Source organism: Luteimonas sp. R10 (assembly GCF_045689605.1).
Taxonomy (GTDB): Bacteria; Pseudomonadota; Gammaproteobacteria; order Xanthomonadales; family Xanthomonadaceae; genus Luteimonas.
Genome location: NZ_CP141262.1, coordinates 564,723 through 588,277, shown reverse-complemented (window position 1 = coordinate 588,277; position 23,555 = coordinate 564,723). Strand labels below are relative to the sequence as shown.

Annotated in this window: 27 protein-coding genes, 1 tRNA gene and 1 pseudogene; 20 read left to right on the top strand and 9 right to left on the bottom strand. The window is 69.2% G+C overall.

The features are described 5' to 3' along the window. Positions 1-80: 80 nt before the first annotated feature. From zapE to U3649_RS02480, 5 genes are all read right to left on the bottom strand, one after another. Positions 81-1,286 (bottom strand): cell division protein ZapE, encoded by a 1,206-nt coding sequence (gene zapE / locus U3649_RS02500; protein ID WP_407353322.1) that lies wholly within the window; start codon positions 1,284-1,286, stop codon positions 81-83. After that, entirely contained in the window at positions 1,279-1,944 is a 666-nt protein-coding gene (locus U3649_RS02495) for an alpha/beta hydrolase (protein WP_407353321.1), read from the bottom strand. Before U3649_RS02495 ends, zapE begins: the two co-directional genes overlap by 8 nt. Positions 1,945-1,970: 26 nt before the next feature. After that, positions 1,971-3,716 carry an ExeM/NucH family extracellular endonuclease gene (locus tag U3649_RS02490; RefSeq protein WP_407353320.1) on the bottom strand — a complete coding sequence of 582 codons (1,746 nt, stop codon included), beginning with the start codon at positions 3,714-3,716 and terminating at the stop codon, positions 1,971-1,973. A gap of 77 nt (positions 3,717-3,793) precedes the next feature. Then, positions 3,794-4,309: a c-type cytochrome gene (locus tag U3649_RS02485; protein WP_407353319.1), complete on the bottom strand. Its 516-nt coding sequence runs from the start codon at positions 4,307-4,309 to the stop codon at positions 3,794-3,796. Positions 4,310-4,434: 125 nt separating this feature from the next. Next, positions 4,435-4,511, bottom strand: a tRNA-Arg gene (locus U3649_RS02480). A gap of 220 nt (positions 4,512-4,731) precedes the next feature. Between U3649_RS02480 and ubiA the strand changes: the two genes are divergently transcribed. Continuing rightward, a complete protein-coding gene (gene ubiA, locus U3649_RS02475) occupies positions 4,732-5,631 on the top strand; it encodes a 4-hydroxybenzoate octaprenyltransferase (RefSeq protein WP_407353318.1) in 900 nt (299 codons plus the stop codon). Between the two features lie 74 nt (positions 5,632-5,705). Continuing rightward, on the top strand, positions 5,706-5,909 hold the full coding sequence (locus U3649_RS02470; protein WP_407353317.1) for a hypothetical protein: 204 nt from the start codon (positions 5,706-5,708) through the stop codon (positions 5,907-5,909). Positions 5,910-6,105: 196 nt separating this feature from the next. Here U3649_RS02470 and U3649_RS02465 read toward each other — a convergent pair whose 3' ends face one another. Beyond that, positions 6,106-6,864: a double zinc ribbon domain-containing protein gene (locus U3649_RS02465; protein ID WP_407353316.1), complete on the bottom strand. Its 759-nt coding sequence runs from the start codon at positions 6,862-6,864 to the stop codon at positions 6,106-6,108. A gap of 49 nt (positions 6,865-6,913) precedes the next feature. Here U3649_RS02465 and bioB point away from each other — a divergent pair, with 49 nt between their 5' ends. The 6 genes from bioB to U3649_RS02435 all read left to right on the top strand — a co-directional run bounded on the left by bioB (position 6,914) and on the right by U3649_RS02435 (position 12,560). After that, complete coding sequence (bioB, locus tag U3649_RS02460) at positions 6,914-7,990, top strand: biotin synthase BioB (protein ID WP_407353315.1); 1,077 nt, start codon at positions 6,914-6,916, stop codon at positions 7,988-7,990. After that, on the top strand, positions 7,987-8,349 hold the full coding sequence (locus U3649_RS02455) for a hypothetical protein (protein ID WP_407353314.1): 363 nt from the start codon (positions 7,987-7,989) through the stop codon (positions 8,347-8,349). The genes bioB and U3649_RS02455 overlap by 4 nt, the downstream gene beginning before the upstream one ends. Continuing rightward, on the top strand, positions 8,342-9,544 hold the full coding sequence (gene bioF, locus U3649_RS02450; protein ID WP_407353313.1) for an 8-amino-7-oxononanoate synthase: 1,203 nt from the start codon (positions 8,342-8,344) through the stop codon (positions 9,542-9,544). Before U3649_RS02455 ends, bioF begins: the two co-directional genes overlap by 8 nt. 140 nt (positions 9,545-9,684) lie before the next feature. After that, a complete protein-coding gene (bioH, locus tag U3649_RS02445) occupies positions 9,685-10,491 on the top strand; it encodes a pimeloyl-ACP methyl ester esterase BioH (protein WP_407354681.1) in 807 nt (268 codons plus the stop codon). A gap of 175 nt (positions 10,492-10,666) precedes the next feature. After that, positions 10,667-11,560: a malonyl-ACP O-methyltransferase BioC gene (gene bioC, locus U3649_RS02440; protein ID WP_407353312.1), complete on the top strand. Its 894-nt coding sequence runs from the start codon at positions 10,667-10,669 to the stop codon at positions 11,558-11,560. Positions 11,561-11,963: 403 nt separating this feature from the next. Continuing rightward, positions 11,964-12,560, top strand: a complete 597-nt coding sequence (locus U3649_RS02435) for a hypothetical protein (RefSeq protein ID WP_407353311.1) — start codon at positions 11,964-11,966, stop codon at positions 12,558-12,560. A 112-nt stretch (positions 12,561-12,672) separates the two neighbouring features. On the opposite strand, the gene U3649_RS02430 is transcribed toward U3649_RS02435, so the two are convergent. Both U3649_RS02430 and U3649_RS02425 read right to left on the bottom strand, forming a co-directional pair. After that, positions 12,673-13,296, bottom strand: coding sequence for a YdcF family protein (locus U3649_RS02430; RefSeq protein WP_407353310.1), 624 nt, complete (start codon positions 13,294-13,296; stop codon positions 12,673-12,675). Further along, on the bottom strand, positions 13,293-14,279 hold the full coding sequence (locus U3649_RS02425) for a pyridoxal-phosphate dependent enzyme (RefSeq protein ID WP_407353309.1): 987 nt from the start codon (positions 14,277-14,279) through the stop codon (positions 13,293-13,295). Before U3649_RS02425 ends, U3649_RS02430 begins: the two co-directional genes overlap by 4 nt. Before the next feature lie 120 nt (positions 14,280-14,399). On the opposite strand from U3649_RS02425, the gene U3649_RS02420 reads away from it, so the two are divergent. Together U3649_RS02420 and mnmG are read left to right on the top strand one after the other, a co-directional pair. Next, positions 14,400-15,041, top strand: coding sequence for a hypothetical protein (locus U3649_RS02420; protein ID WP_407353308.1), 642 nt, complete (start codon positions 14,400-14,402; stop codon positions 15,039-15,041). Positions 15,042-15,522: 481 nt separating this feature from the next. After that, positions 15,523-17,412: a tRNA uridine-5-carboxymethylaminomethyl(34) synthesis enzyme MnmG gene (gene mnmG / locus U3649_RS02415; RefSeq protein ID WP_407353307.1), complete on the top strand. Its 1,890-nt coding sequence runs from the start codon at positions 15,523-15,525 to the stop codon at positions 17,410-17,412. Positions 17,413-17,421: 9 nt separating this feature from the next. Here the strand turns inward: mnmG and U3649_RS02410 are convergent. Continuing rightward, positions 17,422-18,362, bottom strand: a pseudogene (locus U3649_RS02410) (integron integrase). A 233-nt stretch (positions 18,363-18,595) separates the two neighbouring features. Here U3649_RS02410 and U3649_RS02405 point away from each other — a divergent pair. The 10 genes from U3649_RS02405 (at position 18,596) to U3649_RS02360 (ending at position 23,331) form a co-directional block, all read left to right on the top strand. Then, on the top strand, positions 18,596-18,928 hold the full coding sequence (locus tag U3649_RS02405) for a hypothetical protein (RefSeq protein WP_407353306.1): 333 nt from the start codon (positions 18,596-18,598) through the stop codon (positions 18,926-18,928). 92 nt (positions 18,929-19,020) lie between these two features. Further along, positions 19,021-19,299, top strand: a complete 279-nt coding sequence (locus tag U3649_RS02400) for a type II toxin-antitoxin system RelE/ParE family toxin (protein ID WP_407353305.1) — start codon at positions 19,021-19,023, stop codon at positions 19,297-19,299. Continuing rightward, the gene (locus U3649_RS02395; RefSeq protein WP_407353304.1) at positions 19,299-19,592 is read left to right on the top strand and encodes a HigA family addiction module antitoxin; all 294 of its coding nucleotides are present in this window, start codon (positions 19,299-19,301) and stop codon (positions 19,590-19,592) included. The genes U3649_RS02400 and U3649_RS02395 overlap by 1 nt, the downstream gene beginning before the upstream one ends. A gap of 57 nt (positions 19,593-19,649) precedes the next feature. Further along, on the top strand, positions 19,650-20,039 hold the full coding sequence (locus U3649_RS02390) for a hypothetical protein (RefSeq protein ID WP_407353303.1): 390 nt from the start codon (positions 19,650-19,652) through the stop codon (positions 20,037-20,039). Positions 20,040-20,129: 90 nt separating this feature from the next. Beyond that, on the top strand, positions 20,130-20,351 hold the full coding sequence (locus U3649_RS02385) for a hypothetical protein (protein ID WP_407353302.1): 222 nt from the start codon (positions 20,130-20,132) through the stop codon (positions 20,349-20,351). A gap of 77 nt (positions 20,352-20,428) precedes the next feature. Beyond that, positions 20,429-20,794 carry a VOC family protein gene (locus U3649_RS02380; RefSeq protein ID WP_407353301.1) on the top strand — a complete coding sequence of 122 codons (366 nt, stop codon included), beginning with the start codon at positions 20,429-20,431 and terminating at the stop codon, positions 20,792-20,794. 408 nt (positions 20,795-21,202) lie between these two features. After that, positions 21,203-21,916: a DUF3800 domain-containing protein gene (locus U3649_RS02375; RefSeq protein WP_407353300.1), complete on the top strand. Its 714-nt coding sequence runs from the start codon at positions 21,203-21,205 to the stop codon at positions 21,914-21,916. A 76-nt stretch (positions 21,917-21,992) separates the two neighbouring features. Next, on the top strand, positions 21,993-22,424 hold the full coding sequence (locus U3649_RS02370; RefSeq protein WP_407353299.1) for a hypothetical protein: 432 nt from the start codon (positions 21,993-21,995) through the stop codon (positions 22,422-22,424). Between the two features lie 74 nt (positions 22,425-22,498). After that, a complete protein-coding gene (locus tag U3649_RS02365) occupies positions 22,499-22,744 on the top strand; it encodes a hypothetical protein (RefSeq protein ID WP_407353298.1) in 246 nt (81 codons plus the stop codon). 188 nt (positions 22,745-22,932) lie between these two features. Next, entirely contained in the window at positions 22,933-23,331 is a 399-nt protein-coding gene (locus U3649_RS02360; RefSeq protein WP_407353297.1) for a hypothetical protein, read from the top strand. The last annotated feature ends 224 nt before the right edge of the window (positions 23,332-23,555 follow it).

The following is a 23,555-nucleotide window of genomic DNA, read 5'->3' as shown; positions in this document are numbered from 1 at the left end:
ATGGTTCGAACAGGCCGTCGCGCCCGCCGCCCTCGGGCCGCTCGCGGGTACGGCGGCATGGCGCCGTTGCGCGAACGCCCTCAGCCCTGGTGCCCGCGCGCCAGGTATTCGGCGCTGCGCATCTCGATCAGGCGCGAGGCGGTGCGTTCGAAGGCGCCCTGCAGGCGTTCGCCGGCGTAGAGTTCCGGCGGCTCGGCGGCGGCGGTGCAGACCAGGTTGACGTGGCGGTCGTAGAGCTCGTCGACCAGGGTGACGAAACGGCGCGCGGCGTCGTCGCGGCGGCCGTCCAGCACCGGCACGCCGCCCAGCAGCACGGTGTGGAACTCGCGCGCGATCTCGATGTAGTCGTTGGCGCCGCGCGGCCCCTCGCACAGCGCGTCGAAGTCGAACCAGGCCATGCCGGGCGCACGCGCGCGCACCGCGATGCGGCGGCCCTCGACCTCGATGCCGGCGTCGCGGTGGCCGTCGTCGCCGCCGAGCTCGCGCCAGCGCCGCTGCAGCCACGCGTCCGCGTCCTCGTCGAGCGGCGCGCGGTATACCGGCGAGCGGGTCAACGCGCGCAGCCGGTAGTCGGTGTCGCTCTGCATGCGCAGCACGTGGCAATGGCGCTCGATCAGCTCGATCGCCGGCAGGAAGCGCACGCGCTGCAGGCCGCCCCGGTACAGGTCGGCGGGCGCGGTGTTGGAACTGGTGACCAGCACCATCGACTCGGCGAACATCCGCTCCAGCAGCCGCGCCAGCAGCATGGCGTCGCCGATGTCGCTGACGAAGAACTCGTCCAGCACCAGCACCCGCAGCCCGGCTTCGCGCCAGCCGTGCACGATCGCCGCCAGTGGATCGCGCTCGCCGCTGTGCGCGCGCAGCCCGGCATGCACCTCGCGCATGAAGCGGTGGAAATGGGTGCGGCGCTTGCCGCTGGGCTTGCCCTCACCCCACCGTTCGTGGAGCGAACGGTCCCCCCCTCTCCCGCCAAGCGGGAGAGGGGCGTTGGTCGGGCCTGCGGCCCGGATGTCCTTCAAGGGCAGGCCGCGGAAGAACAGGTCGATCAGGAAGGTCTTGCCGCGGCCGACGCCGCCCCACAGGTACAGGCCCGGCACGGGATCGGGGCCGCCGCCGAGCAGCCGGCCCAGCAGGCCGCCGCGGGCGGGCACGGCCTGCAGCGCTTCGTGGATGCGGTCGAGTTCGCGCAGCACCGCGCGCTGCGCCGGGTCGTCCTGCCAGTCGCCGCGGGCGATGCCGGCGTCGTAGGCCTGCGACGGCGTTCGTGCCGTCCCCGCCTCAGCCATGCGCGCCGGGCAGGTAGGGGCGCACCCCGTTCTTGACCGCGCCGCGCAGGTCCATCAGCTTGCGGTGGAAAAAGTGGCCGGTGTCGGGCATGCGCACCAGCTCGGCCTGCGCCTGGCGCGCCTCGAGCCAGTCGTAGACCGCCTGCGGATCGACGATCTCGTCGGCTTCGCCCTGGATCACCAGCCAGGGGCACGCGGGCAGCTCGACGTCGTCGAAATCCCAGCGCCCGGCCGGCGGCGCGACCGAGATCAGCATCGTCGGCTGCAGCTCAGCCGCGGCGCGGATCGAGACGTAGGCGCCGAAGCTGAAGCCCGCCAGCCACAACGCGTCGTCCGGGCGCTGCGCGCGCACCCAGGCGGCCACGGCGCGCAGGTCGTCGAGCTCGCCCTGGCCCTCGTCGAACTCGCCCTCCGACTCGCCGGTGCCGCGGAAGTTGAAGCGCACCGTGGTCGCGCCGAGTTCGCGCAGCGCGCGGCCGAGCATCGTCACCACCTTGTTGTGCATCGTGCCGCCCTCGGTCGGCAGCGGGTGGCAGAGCACGGCGACCAGCGGGCGCGGCGGCGCCTCGTCGGGCCGGTCGACGGCGACCTCCAGCCGGCCGGCCGGGCCGGGCAGGGCGAGGGGGCTCGATTCGGCGGGAAAGGCGGGGGCGTCCATGGCCACGATCATAGGGGGTGTGGCGTTCACGGTGTGCGCAGGCGCAGTCCGACCAGCAGTGGGTCGTGGTCGGAACTGCGCCACGCCCCACGGCCTTGGCTGCCGTCGTTGCCTGCACGATAGCCGACGTTGGCTGGCTCATCGGCGTTGTTGTGCCATTCCGCGGCCCCCGCCAGCCGTGCCGACAACGCCGGGCTGAGCCAGGCATGGTCGAGCCGGCCGGCCCGGCCGTCGTAGACGTAGCTGTAGGGCCGGGCGGCCGCTTCCAGCGCGTCGCGCCAGCCGGCCTCGTGCAGCACGCGGACCGGATCTTCCATCGCGTAGGCGTTCAGATCGCCGACGATCGCCACCAGGTCGCTGCCCGAACCCGTGGGGTCGGTGTCCAGCCACTCCAGCAGCCGCCGTGCCGAATCGCGCCGCAGCGCATTCCAGCAGCCCTGGCCGTCGCCCTGGTCGCGATCCTCGCCGCTGGCCTCGCTACAGCCCTTGGACTTGAAGTGGTTGGCGACCACGGTGAACACCGGCCCGGCGTCGGCGCCGCCCGCGACCGGCACGAACGCCTGCGCCAGCGGCGCGCGGCTACGGTGGCGGAACGGTCCGCTCTTGAGCGTGGCCGCCGCGCCGACCGCGCGGATCCGGGTGCCGCGATGGAGCAGGCCGACGCGGATGACGTCGTCGCCCGGCCCCGAACCGGCGTCGACGAAGCGCCAGTCGCCGCCGTTGCGGTTCAGCGCCGCCACCAGCCCGGCGATGCTGGAGTCGGGTCCGTAGCCGTCGTTCTCCAGTTCCATCAGCGCGACGATGTCGGGCTCGAGCGCGGCGATCGTCGCCACCAGCCGTGCCAGCTGCGCCTCCAGTTCCGCCGGCGAGCGGGCGCCGCGCTCGGTCGGAAAGCCACCGCCGCGGCCGTCGCCGTTGAACAGGTTCTCGAGATTGAGCGTGGCGATGCGTACGTCGCCTCCGACCCGCGGCGGTGGCGGCCGCGGCGCGGCCTGCAGGCGGACCGGCGCGGTCAGCTGCAGGCGGTAGCGGCCGAAGCGCTCATCGACGATGCCCGCGACGTCTTCCACCACGCTGCCGGCGCGCGGCGCCTGTGCGTCGTCGGGCAGGTACCAGACCCGGGCGGGGTCCTGGTCGGCGCGGGCGTCGTCGAGCAGCAGCGTGCGGCGGGCGTTGTCGGCGGCGATCGCGGCCGCATCGGGGCCGGGGCGGGCGACCTCGGTGGGCGTGAACAGGCGGCCGTCGAAGGCCGTGACCAGCACGCCGCGGCGGGCGAGGTCGTGCTGGCCGTTGATCGTCAGCGGGGCCTCGATCCGGACCTGCATGCCTTCGTAGCGTTCCCAGTCGTCCGGCGGTTCGGCGATCGCGACGGCGTCGACGTCGCCGCGGCCCAGCGGTTCGACCGCGAGCGGCCGCAGCGCGGTCACGGTGGCGTCGCCGTCGCCGTGCTCGAGCACGCGGCCGCGCACCCGCACGCGCTCGCCGCGGTGTACCTCGAACGCGTTCTCGGCGAGCACGAACAGGCCGTCGGCGGTCGCCGGATCGCCGTCGCCGGCGTCCTGCAGGAACCAGCCGCCCAGGTGGCGGCCGAAGTTGCCGGTGACCACGCCCTCGACGGTGACCTCGCGGCCCTCGAGGGGACTGCGTGCGCCGTCACCCTGCACCGCGCCGATGGCGCGGGGACCGCCGTCGATCGCCTGCGGCGGCGCGAGGGGCGGATCGCAGGCGGCCAGCAGCAGCGTGGCCAGGGCGAGCGGCAGCATGGGGCGCATCGGGATCTCCTCGGTCGGCGGGCGCAAACGAAAACGCCGCCCGAAGGCGGCGTCGTGCGTACGGCCCGGGACAGAGCTTACTTCAGGTTCTCGATCATCCAGTCGACCGCCGCGATCACCTGCTCGTCGCTCAGCGCCGGGTTGCCGCCGCGCGGCGGCATGACGCCGGCGGCGCCGGTGAAGCCTTCGATCGCGTGCCGGTGCATGGTGTCCTCGCCCTGGGCGATGCGCGCATCCCAATGCGCATGATCCAGCGTGGGCGCGCCGCCGGCGCCGCTGGTGTGGCAGCCGGCGCACAGGTTCTGGTAGATCACCGAGCCGTCGGTGGTGCCGCCGTAGGCGACCTGCGAGGCCGCGGCCGCGGCTTCCGCGGCGCTGGCCGCGGCCTGGGCCGCGGCACCGGTGGCGCCGGCGTAGACCTCGCCGGCCGGTGCGATCCGGTCGAGCTGTTGCTGGACCACCGCATCGGGCACCTCGGCCGGGATCGCGCGGTGCAGCCACGCGGCCACGCCGATCAATCCCGCGGTGACCACCATCAGGAACAGGATCACCAGCGAAAACTTCTTCAGGAAATCGAGATCGTAGTTACGCACGAAAACACCCTTGGCGCGTGGCCGCGCGGCCACAGCTAGCGGCGGAGTATAGAACACGCGATGACCGGGCCATCCCGGCCCGGCGGCCGGACGACGGCGATCACAGCGAGGTTCCACGGCGAAGCTGGCGCGCCTGGAGGGATTCGAACCCCCGACCAATGGCTTCGGAAGCCACTACTCTATCCGGCTGAGCTACAGGCGCGTAGCCGGCTATTTTCCACGATCAGGGCGTCCGGCGCGAGCCTTTCGCACGGGCGCCGCGAAATCGGGTGCCGTGGCGGGAACTCGACCGGCCGCAAGGCGTGTCGCGCACGCCCATGCGCTCCACCCACGGCGCAACGGTCCGTTACGCGTCGGCGGCGTCCGATCGCCGAACCGCGCCATGGCGCCCCGCGAGCGTGACGGCTTGCTACGCTTTCGCGATGGGCTACGAGCGATATGCACCGCCGCCGGGAATGCCGCGCCGGCGCGAACGATTGGCGCTGTACTGGAAGCTGGTGCGTGGCGACCGCCCGATCGGCTGGCTGCTGCTGCTGTGGCCGACCTGGTGGGGCCTGTGGCTGGCCGCCGACGGCGTGCCGCCGCTGTGGATCCTGTTCGTGTTCACCGCCGGCGTGTGGCTGACGCGCTCGGCCGGCTGCGTGATCAACGACTACGCCGACCGCTGGCTCGACCCGCAGGTCGAGCGCACCCGCGACCGCCCGCTGGCCAGCGGCGCGGTGCGCGGCCGCGAGGCGCTGGCGCTGTTCGCGCTGCTGATGCTGGCGGCGTTCGTGCTGGTGCTGACCCTCAACCGGCTGACGGTGCTGCTGAGCGTGGTCGGCGTGCTGCTGGCCGCCAGCTATCCCTACCTCAAGCGCTACACCTACCTGCCGCAGGTGTACCTGGGGCTGGCGTTCGGCTGGGGCATCCCGATGGGCTTCGCCGCGGTGCAGGGCACGGTGCCGCCGATGGCCTGGGTGCTGTACGTGGCCAACATCTTCTGGGCCACTGCCTACGACACCTGGTACGCGATGGTCGACCGCGACGACGACCTGCGCGCCGGGGCGAAGTCGACCGCGATCCTGTTCGGCGAGCTGGACCTGGTCGCGCAGGCAGTGCTGTACGCGCTGGTGTTCGTGGCGCTGGCGCTGGTCGGGCGCCAGGCCGGGCTCGGCGTCTTCTACTGGAGCGGGCTCGGCGCCGCGGCGCTGCTGGTGGCCTACGAGTTCCTGCTGGCGCGCTATCGCGACCGCGAGGCCTGCTTCCGCGCCTTCCTGCACAACCACTGGGTGGGGATGGCGGTGTTCGCGGGGATCGCCGCGGAACTGGCGCTGCGTTGACGGTGCGGCGCGGCGGCGGGGGTGTGGCACACTCGCCGCGCCCGCGGGGAGCGGGCCAACCAGAGGGGAAGAAGATGAAATCGATCGGTGGATTGATGTTCGTGCTCGGACTCGGTTCGTTCCTGCTGCACTACATGGGCATGGAGTTCAAGTTACTGATGTGGATCGACAATTGGGGGCCCGCGACCGGCACCGCCATCCGCATCGGTCTGGTCGTGGTCGGCGGATTGCTGTGGCTGATCGCCGGCCGGCAGGAAAAGGCGGTCGCGGCGGAATAGTTCGCCGCCAGCCAGGCTGTGCAGCGCCCGCTTCCCATGCGGGGAGCGGGCGCGATCCGGGAGCAGGCGCGCGCTATCCCGGCGATGTCGAACTCGACATGTGGAAGCGACGGCAGTCGCGACGGCCCGCGCATCCGTCGCGACAATTTCCAGGGCCGTCTCCACCATCGGCCGTCATCGCCGCTCCGCCCGGGCGTCACGGCACGCGAGCACAGACCCAGGCGTCGACGCGCCGGACGCCGGCACGATGCAGCGCCTGCGCCGCCGCGTGCAGGGTGGCGCCGGTCGTCATGACGTCGTCGACCAGCGCGACGTGCGCGGGCAGCCGCGCGGCATCCGCCACCGCGAACGCGCCGCGCAGGTTGCGCCGCCGCGCCTGGGCCTGCAGCCGCGATTGCGGCGCGGTCGCGCGGGTCCGCCGCAGGCGGCCCTCGAGTAGCGGCAGGTCCAAGGTCCGCGCCAGCGGCTTGGCCAATTCCAATGCCTGGTCGTAGCCGCGCGCGCGCAGCCGCGAGCGGTGCAGCGGCAGGGCGATCAGCGCCTCCGGCCGCGCCGCCTTCGCCAGCGACCGCACCATCCAGCGCGCCAGCAGCCGCCCGGCGGCGAGGTCGTGGTGGAACTTGAAGCGCGGCAGCAACCGGTCGACCGGGAAGCCGTAGACGAAGGCGGCGTGCACCGCGTGCAGCGGCGGCGGCCGTCGCAGGCAGGCGCCGCAGACCGGACCCGCGGATGCCGTTGCCGGACCCGGCTCGGCGGCGAACGGCAGCGGCAGCGCGCAGCAGCGGCAGGCGTCGCGGTTCCAGGGCAGGGCCGCGGCGCAGGCGGGGCAGAGCCCGTCGCGTTCGCCGGCGCGCTCTTGGCAGACCGGGCAGCGCGGCGGGCAGAACAGCTGTCCCAGGCGCGCCGCCCAGCCGTCAACCTCTGGCCCCGGGTTTCGGTTGACAGGCCTCGGCATGCTTTCCAGACTGGCGCATTCGCGCCGCCGCGTCCGTCGGAAAACACCCATGCCCGCTGTCAGCCAAGCCCGCCCCGCGCTCCGCCACGACTGGAGCCGGCACGAGGTCGAGACCCTGTTCGACCTGCCGTTCCCCGAACTGCTGCACCGCGCCGCCACGGTGCACCGGCAGCATTTCGACCCGGCCGAGGTCCAGGTGAGCACGCTGCTCTCGGTCAAGACCGGCGGCTGCCCGGAGGACTGCGCCTACTGCCCGCAGGCGCAGCGCTACCACACCGGGGTCGAGGCGACCAAGCTGATGAGCACCGAGGCGGTGCTGGAGAAGGCGAAGCAGGCGCGGGCGGCAGGCGCCTCGCGCTTCTGCATGGGCGCGGCCTGGCGCTCGCCCAAGGACCGCGACATCCCCAAGGTGGCGGCGATGATCCGCGAGGTGAAGGCGCTCGGGCTGGAGACCTGCGCCACCCTGGGCATGCTCAGCGGCAGCCAGGCCGCGGCGCTGAAGGACGCCGGGCTCGACTACTACAACCACAACATCGACACCGATCCCGAGTATTACGGCGCGATCGTCCACACCCGTGAGATGCAGGACCGCCTCGACACGCTCGCGCACGTGCGCGACGCCGGCATGAAGACCTGCTGCGGGGGGATCGTCGGCATGGGCGAGACGCGCCGGCAGCGCGCCGGCCTGCTGCAGACCCTGGCCACGCTGCCGGCGCATCCGGACTCGGTGCCGGTCAACCGCCTGGTGCAGGTGGAAGGCACGCCGCTGGCGGAGCGGAACACCGTCGCCGAGCTGGATCCGTTCGAGTTCGTGCGCACCATCGCGGTGGCCCGCATCCTGATGCCGAAGTCGATGGTGCGGTTGTCGGCCGGGCGCGAGGAGATGAGCGACGAACTGCAGGCGCTGTGCTTCCTCGCCGGCGCCAACTCGATCTTCTACGGCGAGAAGCTGCTGACCACCGGCAATCCCGACACCGAGCGCGACCTGGCGCTGTTCGCGCGCCTGGGCCTGCGGCCGATGGCGGTGACGGTCGACGCCGACGGCCACGACCACGGCGGCACCGTGCACGCCGACATCGCGGACACCGCTGCACAGGGCCGACCGGCACGGAGCCGCGCGGCATGATGCCCTGGTACGCCTGGGCGTACCTGGGGCTGCTGGCCGTGATCGGCGCCGGCAACTTCCTGGCCGGTCTGCGCGGCGGCCAGCGCATCGGCCTGCTGCTGCTGCGCCTGGTCGCGGTGGCGGTGCTGGCGCTCGGCGTGGTGTTGTTCCATCGCGGCAGCGGCGCCGGGCTGGCGTTCATGGCGGCGCTGTTCGTGGCCGCGCTGCTGCAGGCGCAGAAGTCGGTGGCCGACGCGCAGCAGATGCGCGAGCAGCGCATGCCGGCCGCGGCCCGGATCGGGGTCGCGTTCGGCGGCCTGGCGTTGCTGCCGGCGATCGCGCTGGGGGCGCTCGCGGTCTGGATCCAGCAGGGTGGTTGAGCGCGACGACCCGCGCCGACGCATCGCCGCGCAGCGCGCGCAGCGCGCCGCGCAGGCGCGCGTGCGCGTCCGCCGCACGGTGACCCGGCGCGACGGCGCGCGTTGCGAGGTCGACGGCCGCTGGCTGCTGAATTTCTGCGGCAACGACTATCTCGGCCTGTCGCAGCAGTTCCAGGTGGTCAACGCCCTGATGGACGCGGCGGCGCGCGACGGCGCAGGCGGCATCGCCTCGCACCTGGTGTGCGGCCACCATGCCGCGCACGACGCGCTCGAGCGCGAACTGGCCGACTGGCTGCAGGCGCCGCGCGCGCTGCTGTTCGGCAGCGGGTTCCTGGCCAACCTGGCGGTGATGCAGGCGCTGCTGGGGGAGGGCGACGCCTGCGTGCAGGACCGGCTCAACCACGCCAGCCTGATCGACGCCGCGCGCCTGGCCGGCTGCCGCCTGCGGCGCTACCCGCATGCCGATGCCGAAGGCGCGCTGCGGCAGTTGCGCAGCGTCCCCGGCGGCGCCGCGGTGCTGGCCACCGACGGCGTCTTCAGCATGGACGGCGACGTCGCGCCGCTGCGCGAGCTGGCGCTGGTGGCGCGCGCGCAGCGGGCGCTGCTGTACGTCGACGACGCCCACGGCATCGGCGTATGCAGCGCGGACGGGCGCGGCAGCGTCGCCGAGGCGCGACTCGACGTCGACGCCGTGCCCCTGCAACTGGTGACGCTCGGCAAGGCGCTGGGCGGCTACGGCGCCGCGGTGGTCGGCGCCGCCGATCTGGTCGAACACCTGGCGGAAACCGCGCGGCCCTACGTTTACACCACGGCGTTGCCGCCGTCGCTGGCGGCCGCATCGCTGGCCGCGGTGCAGCTGGCGCGCCGCGAGCACTGGCGCCGCGAGAAGCTGGCGGCGCTGGTGCGGCGCTTCCGCGGCGCCGCGCGCCGCCATGGGCTGGATCTGCTGCCGTCCGAGACCGCGATCCAGCCGCTGCCCTGCGGCGACGACGCGCGGGCGCTGGCGATGTCGCGGCAGCTCGAGGCGGAAGGTTTCTGGGTCGCCGCGATCCGGCCGCCGACGGTGCCCGACGGCCGCGCGCGCCTGCGCGTCACCCTGTCGGCCGTGCACGAGGAGGCGCAGGTCGATGCCCTGGTCGAGGCGCTGGCGCGGGCCCGCGACCGTGCGCCGGCCACCGGCGCCGCCACAGGCTGAGGCGGCCGCGTGCGGACATACGGTTCCAGTGCGTGCTTTTGTGGGAGTGGTGGCGGCATGCCGCCACCACTCCCACAAAGGCTCCTACAGGATCTCCCGCAACAGCGCCTGCCGGCCGCGGGGCGTATGTCGTGAGCGGCTTGCACATCGACACACAAGGCAGCGGCCCGCCGCTGCTGCTGCTGCACGGCTGGGCCATGCACGGCGGCGTGTTCGCGCCGCTGGTCGAGCGCCTGGCGGCGGACTTCACCCTGCACCTGGTGGACCTGCCCGGGCACGGCCGCAGTGCCGCGGCGACCACGCCGCTGGCGCTGGAGGCGGTGGCGTCGGAGCTGGTCGCGCGGGTGCCGCGCGCGCTCTGGCTGGGCTGGTCGCTCGGCGGCCTGTTCGCGCTGCACGCGGCGGCGACGCGGCCGCACGCGGTCCGCGGGCTGGCGCTGCTGTGCGCGAGCCCGCGCTTCGTGCGCGGCGAGGACTGGAATTACGGCATGTCGCCGGACCTGTTCGCCGAGTTCGCCGAGGGCCTGCGCCGCGACTGGCGCGGCACCCTGGAGCGCTTCATCGCGCTGGAGGCGTTCGGTTCCGACCACGCCAGGGACGAACTGCGCGCGCTGCGCGACGGCTTGTTCGCGCGTGGCGAGCCGGCCGCGCAGGCGCTGGCCGACGGGCTCGAACTGCTGCAGGCGACCGACCTGCGCGCCGCGCTGCCGCGGCTGACGGTACCGAGCCTGTGGCTGGCCGGCCGCCGCGACCGGGTGGTCGACCCGCGCGCCATGCGCGCCGCCGCCGAGCGGGCGCCACGTTCGCGCTTCGAGCAGATCGAGCATGCCGGGCATGCGCCGTTCCTTACGCATGCCGGGGTAGTGGCCGAGGTGCTGCGTGGTTTCCAGGCTGGATTGGAGGAGCGGGAGGCGAGGAACGGGGAACGAGGAACGAGGAACGAGTAAAAGGACGGGGCTCGCACTCGTTCTTTGTTCCTCTCGACTCGTTTCTGCTGAACCAAGTTGGTTTCGCCGCATCCGCCTCCCATCTCCGGGCCAAAGGAACAGCAAAAAAAGCAACCCGGCTCGCACGTTCTTACTCGTTCCTCGTTCCTCTCCACTCGTTTCTAGATAGATCAGCATGTTCGACGCCCGCCACATCCGCCGCGCCTTCTCCCGCGCGGCCGCCAGCTACGACCGGGCCGCCGACCTGCAGCGCGAGGTCGAGGACTGGCTGCTGGAATCGCTGATGTATCTCGACGACGCGGTGCCGGCGACGGTGGTCGATCTCGGCAGCGGCCCCGGGCACGCCGCCGCGGCGATGCGCGAGCGCTGGCCGAAGGCGCGGGTGCTGGCGCTCGACGTCGCCCTGCCGATGCTGCGGCAGGCGCGCCCGCGCGGCTGGCGCCTGCGCGACGGGCTGGCGCCGCCGCGGCCGCTCGACCGGGTCTGCGCCGACGCCGCCGCGCTGCCGCTGGCCGACGGCAGCGTCGACGTGCTGTTCTCCAACCTGTGCCTGCAGTGGGTCGAGGACCTGCCGGCGGCGCTGGCGGGTTTCCGCCGCGTGCTGCGCCCCGGCGGCCTGCTGCTGTGCTCGACCTTCGGCCACGACACGCTGTTCGAACTGCGCGAGGCCTTCGCGCAGGCGGACGACGTCGCGCACGTCAGCCCGTTCGCCACCATCGCCCAGTTCGGCGATGCGCTGATGCAGGCGGGATTCCGCGATCCGGTGCTCGACCGCGACCTGCTGCGGCGCGGCTACGACGACCTGCCGGCGCTGATGCACGAGCTGCGCGCGATCGGCGCCACCAACGCGCTGGCCACGCGCCGGCGCACGCTGACCGGACGCGCGCGCTTCGCCCGTGCCGCCGCCGCCTACGAGCTGCTGCGCGACGCCGCCGGCCGGCTTCCGGCCAGCTGGGAAGTGATCACGGCGATGGCCTGGGCGCCGGAGCCCGGCGCGCCGATCCGCGAGCACGGCGCCGAGATCGCGCGCTTTCCCGCCGACCGGATCCCGCTGCGGCGGCGGCGCTGAGCGGCGACGGCTGTCCCGCCGCGCGGCGCGTGCCGAAGCCGGGGGGGCTGGTGCAGGTCAACGTCGGATCGATGCGGATGAAAGTGGATGCGGCTGTTTCACGGGGCATCCCTGTGTGGGAGCGATGGGAGTCGCGACTGGCGGCGTCGCGACTTCCGTCGCTCCCACAAGGGGTAGGGGCGTCCGGTGCTGACTGTAGCCGGCCCCGTCCGCGTTCATCCGCCTCGACCGTCGATTCTCGACCTTCAACCTCGATGCTCGACCCTCGACCTCGATCCGCGGCGGGAGCATTGATCGGACGGCGGCCCGCGCTGCGGCACAGCGTGGCGGCACGCAAGAGTTCAGCTGTGGCGCCCTAGACTTCGCCGATGTCGCGGACCAGGGACCGATGATGTTCGATCACATGCGCTCGCTCGTCCTCGGGCTGTCGTTGGCAGCGTTGGCGCTGCCGGCGGCGGCGCGGCAGCAGTACGAGATCGACCTGTCCGCCATCGACCCGTCGATGGTGCTCGCCAGCGCCGAGGACGTGATGCTGCGCGCGCCCGACCGCGACATCGATCGCCTGTACCAGGCGGTGCACACGGCCTCGCGATCGGACGCCGAGGCGCAGACGCTGTGCACGCTGTTCGATCCCGAGGCCGACCGCAGCCTGCTCGGCCTGCAGCAGGCCGCCAACGCGCTCGGGACCGCCAGCCGCGAGCGCTTCGTCGAAGCGGTCGCGGCGATCGCGGTCAACGGCGCCCAGGGCGAGCGCCAGCCTTACGATCCCGCCGCGGCCGAGCACGTGCTCAAGCAGGCCGGCGTCAGCGCCATGCTGCTGTACGACGGCTTCATGGTCGGCATGGCCGCCACCGGCAGCGATCCCGGCAGCCGCGCCGCGCGCTGCCGCTCGTTCCGGCAGATCGTCGACGTGCTGCAGGACTTCAGCATGGCCGAGCGTGCCGCGGCCACGCGCTACCTGTTGCTGGAAGGCCTGACCCGCTACGGCGGCGAGCTGTAGCCGCGGAGCGAGGAACGGGTGGGGAGGGACGAGAAACGAGAGTTTCCGGTAGCCCGGTGACCGTCGGCGGCACATGCCACTTGTTCCTCGTTTCTCTTTGCTCGTTCCTCGGCTACTGCGCCGCGGGAGTGCCGGTCAGTGCAGCCCAGCGGTCGCGGTGGAAGAAGTACACCTCGCGCAGCAGGAACTGCCAGCGCGCCTCCAGGCTGCGGAAACGGCTGGTCGGGGTGGCCGAGCCGAGCGGCTGGATGCCTTCGCCGCGCGCCAGCCGCAGCGCGCGCGCCATGTGCAGCGGATCGCTGACCAGGATCGCGCGCGTGAGCCCGCGCTCGCGCATCAGCGCAGCCGCCTCGGCCAGGTTCTGCTGGGTGGTGCGCGACACGGTTTCGATCAGGATCGCGTCTTCCGGGACTCCCTGCCGCAATGCATAGCGCCGCGCCACCTGCGATTCGGCGAAGCGCGCGCCGCTGCCGCCATAGCCGCCGGTGAAGATCAGGGTGTCGGCCAGCCCGCGCTGGTACAGGTGCACGCCGTGCAGGATGCGCTGCTCGAACACCGGCGAGGGGCGGGCGTCGTAGGCGGCGGCGCCGAGCACGATGATGGCGTCGGCCGGCGCGGCCTGATCGCGCTCGCCGGCCCAGATGATGTAGGTCGCCACGCCGGCCAGCCACAGCGCCAGCAGCACCGCCAGGCGCAACGACCAGCGCAGCGGACCCACGCGCCGGCGCCGGCTCATGCGCCGGCCCCGCGCAGGGCGCCCGCCTCGTACAGGGCATGCGGATCGACGTTGCCGCCGCTGATCACGATGCCCACGCGCAGCCCGGCGAAGCGCTCGCGCTGTTGCAGCACCGCCGCCAGCGCGGTCGCGGACGAGGGTTCGACCAGCTGCTTGCCGCGCTGCCACAGCAGGCGCATCGCCGCCAGGGTCTCGGCGTCGTCCACGGTGATCGCCTCGGCGCCGGCCGCGCGCAGCATGCCGAAGTTCGGTGCGCCCACGGTGGCGCGCAGGCCGTCGCAGACGGTCTCGGGCACGATGTCGGTGACGCGCGCGCCGCGCGCCAGCGAGGCCGCGGTGTCGGCGGCGCCCGCCGGCTCGGCCAGGAACAGCTGCGCCGACGGCGAAACGCCGGCGATCGCGATCGCGGTGCCGGCGGCGAGGCCGCCGCCGCCCACCGGCACCACCAGCGCGTCCAGCCCGGCGCCGGCGTTGAGCAGTTCCAGCGCCGCCGTGCCCTGGCCGGCGACCACGTGCGCGTCGGCATAGGGATGCACCAGGGTCGCCCCGGTCCGCGCCTGCACGGCGGCGCAGGCGGCTTCGCGCGCCGCCAGGTTCGATTCGCAGCGATGCAGCGTGGCGCCGTAGGCGGCGATCGCCGCCAGCTTGGCGGCGACCGCGTTCTCGGGCACCACCACGTGGCAGGCGATGCCGCGCGTGCCTGCGGCCAACGCCAGTGCGGCGCCGTGATTGCCGGACGAGTGGGTGACGACGCCGGGCCCCGCCTGCGCCGGATCCAGCGACCACACCGCGTTGCAGGCGCCGCGGAACTTGAACGCGCCGCCGCGCTGCAGGTGTTCCGCCTTGAAGTGCAGCGCGCAGCCGGCCAGCGCATCGAGCGAACGCATGCGCAGTACCGGCGTGGCGTGCGCGTGCGGCGCGATGCGCGCGGCGGCGGCCAGCACGTCGGCGAAGGCGGGCGGTGCGAAGGCGGGGGATGGCATCGCGGCAAGCGTAGCGGAGGGCGCGACATTCAGCTATCGCAACGGCGATCGGCAGGGTTAAGCACGGATTCAATGCCAGGGGCCGATGCTGCGGGGACACACAGGACAGGGGCGGCCATCATGAGGACCCGCAATCTCGCCATCGCCGTATTCGCCGTCGCGCTGCTCGGCGGCTGCGCGAGCTATGGCTATCGCGGCGGCAGCGGCGACTACTACTACGGTCGTTCTTCGGACGCCTACTACGGTGCGCCCTACGGCAGCATTGGCTACGGCTACCCGGGCGGGCTGCGAGGCAGCGCCGGCTATGGCTATCGCTACGGCTATCCCTACTACGGCTACTCGCGCTATCCGGGCTACGGCTACGGTTACTACCCGCCGTACTACCAGCGCCCGATCGTGGTGCGTCCGCGGCCGGACCGTCCGGACCGTCCCGACGACCACGACGGCGGTTCCAGCCGCCCGCCGTGGCGCGACCTGGAGAACATCCGCCGCGTCGAGCACCGCGAACGGCCGGAGCGGATCAGCGAGCCGCGGCCGTCCGGCGTGCGCCGGCCCGAGGTGCAGGATCGCCCGCGGCCGGCGGGCGTGCCCTGGCGCGGCCATGCCGGGCGCGAGGTCGAACGCCGGCAGGTCCGGCCGTCGCCACCTGCCGCTCAGCGTCAGGTCCCGCAGCGTGTCGAGCGACCGGTGAACCGCGCGCCGCGCGTGGAGCGCGTGATGCAATCGCGGGATCGCGACCGACGTCCCATTAAGGAGCGCTAAAACACTTGCGTTGGCGATCGAGTCGACGCAAGCTACGGCCAACTGACCGTTAGCGTCGGATTTCGACACGAAACGGCTCATGTCCATGCCGACTCCCGGCGGGGGACTTCCGGATCCCCCCTGTTCCGCTCCCGCCGGGCGTCGGCGCCCAAATCCCCGGCCGGCGCGCCCACGCGGCGCCGCCAAGCCAAAAAAAACGGGGCCGGATGTCCCCCGACATCCGGCCCCTTCGCTTCCCCAGGTCGCGCTCGGCCAGCCCTGTTCCAATCTCTGGCCGCGCCCCCCTTTGGCGCTTGCCTCCCCGGGTGCGGGGAAATACGTTCGCAGAAAGCGTGCCAAACTTCGCCGCACGCGCTGAACGCGTGCCGCGCGCGCGACAATGCCCGCACCCGCGGCGAACACGCGAGCCGCCGCCATCGATGGCACGGCGGCGCCGCACCGCGACAGGCCGCCCACGTCTTTTCCGATGAAATCGCCCGCCATGACCGATGCCTTCCACCGCTACGACGTGATCGTGATCGGCGGCGGCCACGCCGGCACCGAGGCCGCGCTGGCCTCCGCGCGCGCCGGCGCGCGCACGCTGCTGCTCACGCACAGCATCGACACCGTCGGCGCGATGAGCTGCAATCCGGCGATCGGCGGCATCGGCAAGGGCCACCTGGTGCGCGAGATCGACGCGCTCGGCGGGGCGATGGCGCGCGCAGCCGACGCGGCCGGCATCCAGTGGCGCCGGCTCAACGCCTCGAAGGGCCCGGCGGTGCGCGCGACGCGCTGCCAGGCGGATCGCAACCTCTATCGCGGTTTCATCCGCCGGGCGGTGGAGTCGCAGCCGGGACTCACCCTGTTCCAGGCCGCGGTCGACGACATCGTCATCGAGCACGACCGCGTGCGCGGCGTGGTCACCCAGACCGGGCTGCGTTTCGACGCGCCGGCGGTGGTGCTGACCGCGGGCACCTTCCTGGCCGGCAGGATCCACGTCGGCGAGACCCAGTACGCCGCCGGCCGCGCCGGCGACCCGCCCGCGACCACCCTGGCCGCAAAACTGCGCGAAGGCCCGTTCGTGGTCGACCGGCTCAAGACCGGCACGCCGCCGCGCATCGACGGCCGCACCCTCGACTACGCGGCGATGGACGAACAGCCCGGCGACGATCCGCGGCCGGTGTTCTCGTTCATGGGCAGCGCCGCCGACCATCCGCGGCAGGTGAGCTGCTGGATCACGCACACCACCGCGCGCACGCACGACATCATCCGCGGCGCCCTGCATCGCTCGCCGATGTATTCCGGGCAGATCGAAGGCACCGGCCCGCGCTACTGCCCGTCGATCGAGGACAAGGTGGTGCGCTTCGCCGAGAAGGACGCGCACCAGATCTTCGTCGAGCCCGAAGGCCTGGACGTGGCCGAGATCTATCCCAACGGCATCTCCACCTCGCTGCCGTTCGACGTGCAGTTGGAACTGGTGCGCTCGATCCGCGGTTTCGGCAACGCCCACATCACCCGGCCCGGCTACGCGATCGAGTACGACTACTTCGACCCGCGCGGGCTCAAGGCCTCGCTCGAGACCAAGGCGGTGGCCGGGCTGTACTTCGCCGGCCAGATCAACGGCACCACCGGCTACGAGGAAGCCGCGGCGCAGGGGCTCGTCGCCGGGGTCAATGCCGCGCGCGCCGTGCACGGGCGCGCGCCGTGGTCGCCGCGCCGCGACCAGGCCTACATCGGCGTGCTGATCGACGACCTGATCACCCACGGCACCAGCGAGCCGTACCGCATGTTCACCAGCCGCGCCGAGTACCGGCTGCAGCTGCGCGAGGACAACGCCGACCTGCGCCTGACCGGCATCGGTCGCGAGCTGGGACTGGTGGACGACGCGCGCTGGGCGCGCCTGGACGCCAAGCGCGCGGCGTTGGAGCGCGAGACTGCGCGCCTGCGCGGGCTGTGGGCGTCGCCGAACAACGCCGCCGGGCGCGCCGCCATCGACGTGCTGGGCATCGAACTCAAGCGCGAGGCCAGCGCGCTCGACCTGCTGCGGCGGCCGGAACTCGACTACGCGAAGCTGGCGTCGGTGCCGGCGTTCGCCGCCGGACCGGTGGACCCCGCGGTGGCCGAACAGGTGGAGATCGAGGCCAAGTATTCCGGCTACCTCGATCGCCAGCGCGCCGAGATCGCGCGCCAGCAGCGCCACGAGGGCACGCCGATCCCGGATGCGTTCGACTACGCCGCCGTCCATGGCCTCTCGGCCGAGGTGCGGCAGAAGCTCGAGCGCGTTCGCCCGCAGACCGTCGGCCAGGCGCAGCGCATCCCCGGCATGACCCCGGCCGCGATCTCGCTGCTGCTGGTGCACCTGGAGCGCGCGCGCCGCAGCCGGGTGGCGTAGCGCGGGAGGTCAGCGGTCCAGCGGGCTGCGCACCGCGTGGCCGCCGCGGTTGAGCACGTGGGTGTAGATCTGCGTGGTCGCCACGTCCTTGTGCCCGAGCAGTTCCTGGACCGTGCGGATGTCGTATCCCGCCTCGATCAGGTGGGTGGCGAACGAATGCCGCAACGTGTGCGCTGACACCGGCTTGACGATGCCGGCGTGGCGGCACGCCCGCTTGATCGCACGCGACAGCGTCGCCTCGTCGACATGGTGCCGACGCTCGCGGCCATCGCGCGGATCGACGCTGCGGCGCCGCGCCGGGAACACGTACTGCCAGCCAGGCTCCCGCGGCGCCCCAGGATACTTGCGGGCGAGCGCATGCGGCAGCCACGCCTCCCCGAAGCCGGCCCGCAGGTCGTCCTCGTGCCACGCGCGGGCGCGGTCGATCTCCCGTTGCAGCGGCGGCACCAGCGAGGCCGGCAACACCGTGCGGCGGTCCTTGCCGCCCTTGCCGTTGCGGACGGTGATCTCGTTCCGGGCGAAGTCCACATCCTTGATCCGCAGGCGGACCCCTTCCATCAGGCGCATGCCCGTGCCGTAGAGCAGGCCAGGAGCCACGTGCGCCCTTCCATGCCCGCGAGCAGGCGCTTCGCCTCCTCCTGCCACAGCACGGTCGGCACCCGCGCCGGCCGCTTCGCGCGCACCACGTTCTCCATCCAGGGCAGCTCCAAGCCGAGCACCTCCCGGTACAGGAACAGCAGCGCCGACAGCGCCTGGTTCTGCGTGCTGCCGGCGACCTTGCCGCGCACGGCCAACTGGGTAAGGAACGCCTCGACCTCAGGCCCGCCCATCTCGCGCGTGTGCCGCTTGCCATTGGCGAGAATGAACCGCCGGATCCAGCCTACGTAAGCGCGTTCGGTGCGCAGGCTGTAGCGCTTGACGCGCAATCGGCCGCGAACCTCGTCCAACAGCCGCGGCTGCGCGTTCCGTTCGCGCCCGATACCGCCCCATTCCCGGCCTGATAAGACATAGCACCTCATTCCGTGAGATACGCAATGCCATCATTGCCCTTGCACCGCGCCAAAGCCATCATCCAAATCGTTGATTCGGTGTAGGAATACTCCGATTGACGGCTCCCGGGGGAGGCTGAATACTCCGTGCTATCACCCCGATTCGGGTCTACTAAGCGTTAGGCCCCACTCCCATGCACGTTGAGCGTACCCGTCACGTTGATGCTAGTGATCCGGACGATGCCGGCACGTACGATTACCATTACGAGTACGACATATATCGCTTCAGTGACGATGCGCTCTGCATCACCGCGCGCAGCTATGTCGACGAGCCGGACGAGGCTCACTTTCTGGGTGTTGTGGCTCATGGTCATGCTAGAAAGATGGTTGACTCTGATTTGGCGCAACCATTGTTCATCGCAGCATCGGCTTATCTGCGGGCCCATGGTAAGAAAGACCTCCTCTGGCTTAGCGGCAGAGGCGATGGTTACGAGCCGGTACCACAGACCACGCACTGTGAGGCCTAACAATTCATTCAAGCCGAACCCGCTTCGCGGGTCGGCTTAATTCAGGCGTTAGGCCGCTTGTTGCGTAGTGCGCAACGTGGTACAGTGGCGCCATGATCAAGTCGTTCCGGCACAAAGGCCTGCGGAAGCTCTTTGAGACCGGCAGCACTTCGGGCGTCCAGGTCAGCCACGCCAAACGGCTCCGGATGCAACTGGCTGCCTTGGACACTGCGCAGACCGTTGAGGACATGGACATCCCCGGTTTCCGGCTGCACCCGCTCAAGGGTCAAATGCGGGGGCGCTGGGCCATAACGGTCAATGGCAATTGGCGGTTGACGTTTGAGTTCCAGGATGGGAACGCCTACGTCCTAGACTACGAGGACTATCACTAATGGCCATGTACAACCCTCCCCATCCTGGCGAGTTCATTATTGACATCTACCTTGAGCCCAATGGCATCAGCGGTCGTGAGCTCGCGGAAAAGCTGGATGTCGCTGCTTCCACTCTGAGCCGCGTCCTCAAGGGCACTAGCCGGGTCACCCCGGAGATGGCACTCCGCCTTTCCAAGGCTGTTGGCCGCTCCCCCGAGAGCTGGCTCGCCATGCAGGATGCCCATGATTTGTGGGTGGCCCGGCAGAACATCGACCTGAAGCGGGTTGGCAAGCTTAAGCTGGCCGCGGCCTAACAATTCATTCAAGCCGACGCCGCTTCGCGGCGCGGCTTAATTCAGGCGTTACGCTGCATGGAAAGCAAGTTCGCGCTCAAGACAATCGGCATCGTTGTTCTGCTGCCCACCACCCTCACCGCCATTTTCTGGACCTTTTTGGGTGTTCCTGCACTGATCGATTCCATCGCACGACCTAGTTTGGTCTATCCCTATCGCGCGCTAATTCTTGCTCCAGTACTTGTTGCCGGCTGGTTCGGGCTCATAACGCTGTGGCGGCTTTACTATCGCTTCGATGCTCATCGTCCGCTGGGAAACGTCAAAGTTCATTGGGCGGGGCTAGTTGCAGGCTGCACAGCATCGGTTGCCTTAATGCTAGGCATGCCCGGCCATCTACTTGCCGCATGGCCATTGATTGCCGCAATCTACTTTGGGTGGCGGCTGCACGCGTCTCGGATTGCAGTCTAACAATTCATTCAAGCCGAACCCGCTTCGCGGGTCGGCTTAATTCAAGCGTTAGGCCTGCTATCTTGCAAAACCGGAATCTGAGACAAAATCATGAGCAGCTCCAGCTTCGGCCTTTCCAACCTCTACCTAAAGATCGGTGCATCGCTGGTCATGGTTGCCCTGGCAGCAATAGCTGTTACTTCGTTCTTTCTTCCGGACAGAGAGCTCCAGGCCATCGTTCGTAACATCGGCGGCATTGCGCTACTTGGGGGCGCTGTCGTCTATGTCATCGGTCGGTTCGTGCAGGCCAAGCATGCACGCACGCAGGCCTAACAATTCGTTCAAGCCGAACCCGCTTCGCGGGTCGGCTTAACTCAGGCGTTAGGCCTCGCACATAGGACACTGATTTCATGAAGATAGAATCTGTCTCCCCAATACTTTCGGTAACCGAACTTGCACAGTCGATAGACTTCTATCGCCATACGCTCGGATTCGCTCTAGCATGGTCGTGGGGTGAGCCGCCTGACATTGCTGCCATTTGCCGAGACAACGTTGAGATCATTCTCACGCAACGCGCAGGTGCCAAACCTGCTGGCGCTGCACATGTCTATCTCGGTGTATCTGGCATAGACGACTACTATGCAACCCTTGTAGGCGCCGGCGTCACCATTGTCGTTCCCATCGACGATCGACCATACGGCATGCGGGATTTTCGCATCGCAGACCCAAGTGGTAACGAGCTAAGCATTGGGCAGGCCATTGCAGGCGAGGCCTAACAATTCATTCAAGCCGAAGCCGCTTCGCGGCTCGGCTTAACTCAAGCGTTATACGGTGGTGGGGATGGAACTGCGGCTCTTCTTCTTTCAGGTCGTGAGTCGCCACTTCCAGGGTCGGCTCCGGACAGCAGTCTTTGCGCGCGGCGCCATCGTGCCGGTCACCGCTTCGCTCGGTCACTTCGTTGCCGCGCCGCCATCATTGGTTGCGGCTCCGGCCCCATCGCGCCGCAAGCGTCGCGGGGCAAGCCCAGCCAACCCGGCTGTGGCATGCTCAGCTGGCGGGGAGTTCACGGGGTCCGGCTGGTCGGGGTTAGCAACCAGGACACCCCCGCATAACCATTCGTTCAAGCCGAAGCCGCTTCGCGGCTCGGCTTAACTCTAGCGTTGGGCCTCACTAAAAGTACGCGCATGAAGTTGATATTCTTTGATGAAGCAAAGAACGATGGCGAGTATCCGCACTACCACATTGGTGGCGTGTGTGTAGATGAAGCACATCTCGGAGAAATAGAGGGGCGTATCAACGCTGTCGCGGCCCGCGCCTTCGGCCATTCTGGTTTGGTTCGTGGCACCGAGCTCCATGCTGCTGAGATCTTTCACCGTAAGAACCACTTCAAAGAATGGAACGACTTCGACTCTCGCATCAGTCTGTTCGACGAAATGATGCAGATACTGACGGTGCCAGAAGTCATGTTGATCGACGTGCAGATCAATGTGGGGAAGCTGTGGCCGAGTCAGGTCCCGGAGGAGATCGCGTTCATGTTCTTCTGCGAAAGAGCTAACGATCTTTGCAAGGCCAGAGGTTGCCTCGGAATGCTGATTGGAGATCGAGAAAGCGATCGGGTAGCGGAGAAGCACGCTGTAACCCTGTCCGGCTACAGAGCAAGTGGCACCAGCTTCGAGTTTGGTCGAGATATTCACAACCTGGTTGATTCAGTGCACTTCACTCACTCCCATCTAAGCCGCTTCCTTCAACTTGCGGATGTTTACACTTGGCTGCTCCAGTTCAGAAACCGCAATCTAAGGTCTGAGAACTTTCGTCATCGAGCCATCTTCGACATTTGGGCGCGAGACGACATTAGCCTCGCCCCATCAAAGTACAAGGAATGGCCTCGGTCAGAGTGAGGCCCAACAATTCATTCAAGCCGACGCCGCTTCGCGGCGCGGCTTAATTCAAGTGTTAGCCCTCACAGGACACATCGTGGAATCTGCAGAAGCCATTCTTAGCCAGCTCACTACAATCAAGTGGCTCCTAGTCTTCATTGGTCTCTGCATGTTGCTGATCTTTGTGGCGTTCTTTGTGCTTGTAGTGAACGCTATCGACATCACAAGGGAGAACAAGCGAAGGGACAGCGCTCACTCCAAGCAGTCCGAGCTTGAGGATTTACTCGCAACCGGACAGAGCAAGGCAGCAAAATTTACGGCATTGGAGTGGGTGGCTGCTCAGCCACGCCGCGCTGAAGCACACTGGGCCTTGGCCAAAGCTCACTATCAGCTGGGTGAGCTTTCGCTGGCCAAAGACGTACTGAAAGGTCTGCTCAAGGTGTCCCCTGAGGAGCACTACCGAGTAGACGCTTGGCTTGACCTACTCGACAATGAGTTCTCAAGCAATCGTCCTAAGCCAGTTGATTAGATGAGAGCTAACAATTCATCCAAGCCGAACCCGCTTCGCGGCGCGGCTTAATTCAGGCGTTAGAGGGCTTGGGCTTGTACACAATCGCTGACCTAGAAAAGGCCAAAGCAGAGCGCGAAACCATCGAGGCTCGTTGGGATAACTACAGCGGCAACAATCCCAATAAGTTCCACTCGGATCGAAATGCAGCTAACGCAAAGGTCGACTTGATTGAGGCTCACTTGAAGTCCTCCGGAGGCATTCCGCTATCCGAACACGAGATCCTGGAGCGGGAGCTGGATCATCGTCTTTCCGGAGGCAAGGAGCAAGGAAGTGGTTGAGTACAAAGGCGCCCGCTATCAGCGGCGCTTCTCACCAGCGGAGCAATCTCGCAGCGGCAACGTGACTCGCTGGCACAAGTCATGGGTGGCTGTGCCTTGAGTCAGCCGCCCTCTAACAATTCGTTCAAGCCGATGCCGCTTCGCGGCACGGCTTAACCCAAGCGTTAGATTGCAATTGGGGAATCGCGGTGAACGAGAAAGAGGCGATCGCCTTGAATACCAGCTTGGCCGCGAGCCGCGTTCTCTCGCTCGGTGCGAATCGTCTTAGCTCATGTCTTGATATGTTCTCTGGGTGGCTGTTGGCAGGTTTTGGCGCGGTCTTTGGCTTGCTTATTGCCAACTTCGCAGCACTTAGCGAGCACATCAACGCGTCGAATCTCAAACAGGGTGCCGGAATCTTCCTCGTTGCCGCGGCCTTCGCCGCAGCACAAAAGTTGCTTGCAGCTTACGTGGCGGCGGGCACTGCGGCCGGAGAGGATGGGCGGGGGATTGGCGAAGAGCTCGCGAGCGGACCGGTTCCCCTAGACGTAGACTCAATGCGCAAGCCAAGCCAGGCAGGGCCTCTTCTGGCCGCTGAGCAGTTTTAATGCGCATATGACAGCAAAGGCTAAGGCCGGGGACTTTGCAGTCATAGGGCGGCACCATGCAAAGACGAGCCAGATTCAGTTTCTTTTGGTTCTGCTCCAATCCGGATTTAGCATTGCATCTGCCGCTTGTGTAGTTCGCGGTATTGCAATCTAACAGTTCATTCAAGCCGACGCCGCTTCGCAGCGCGGCTTAACTCAGGCGTTAGGTCTCTTGGGGAAATCAT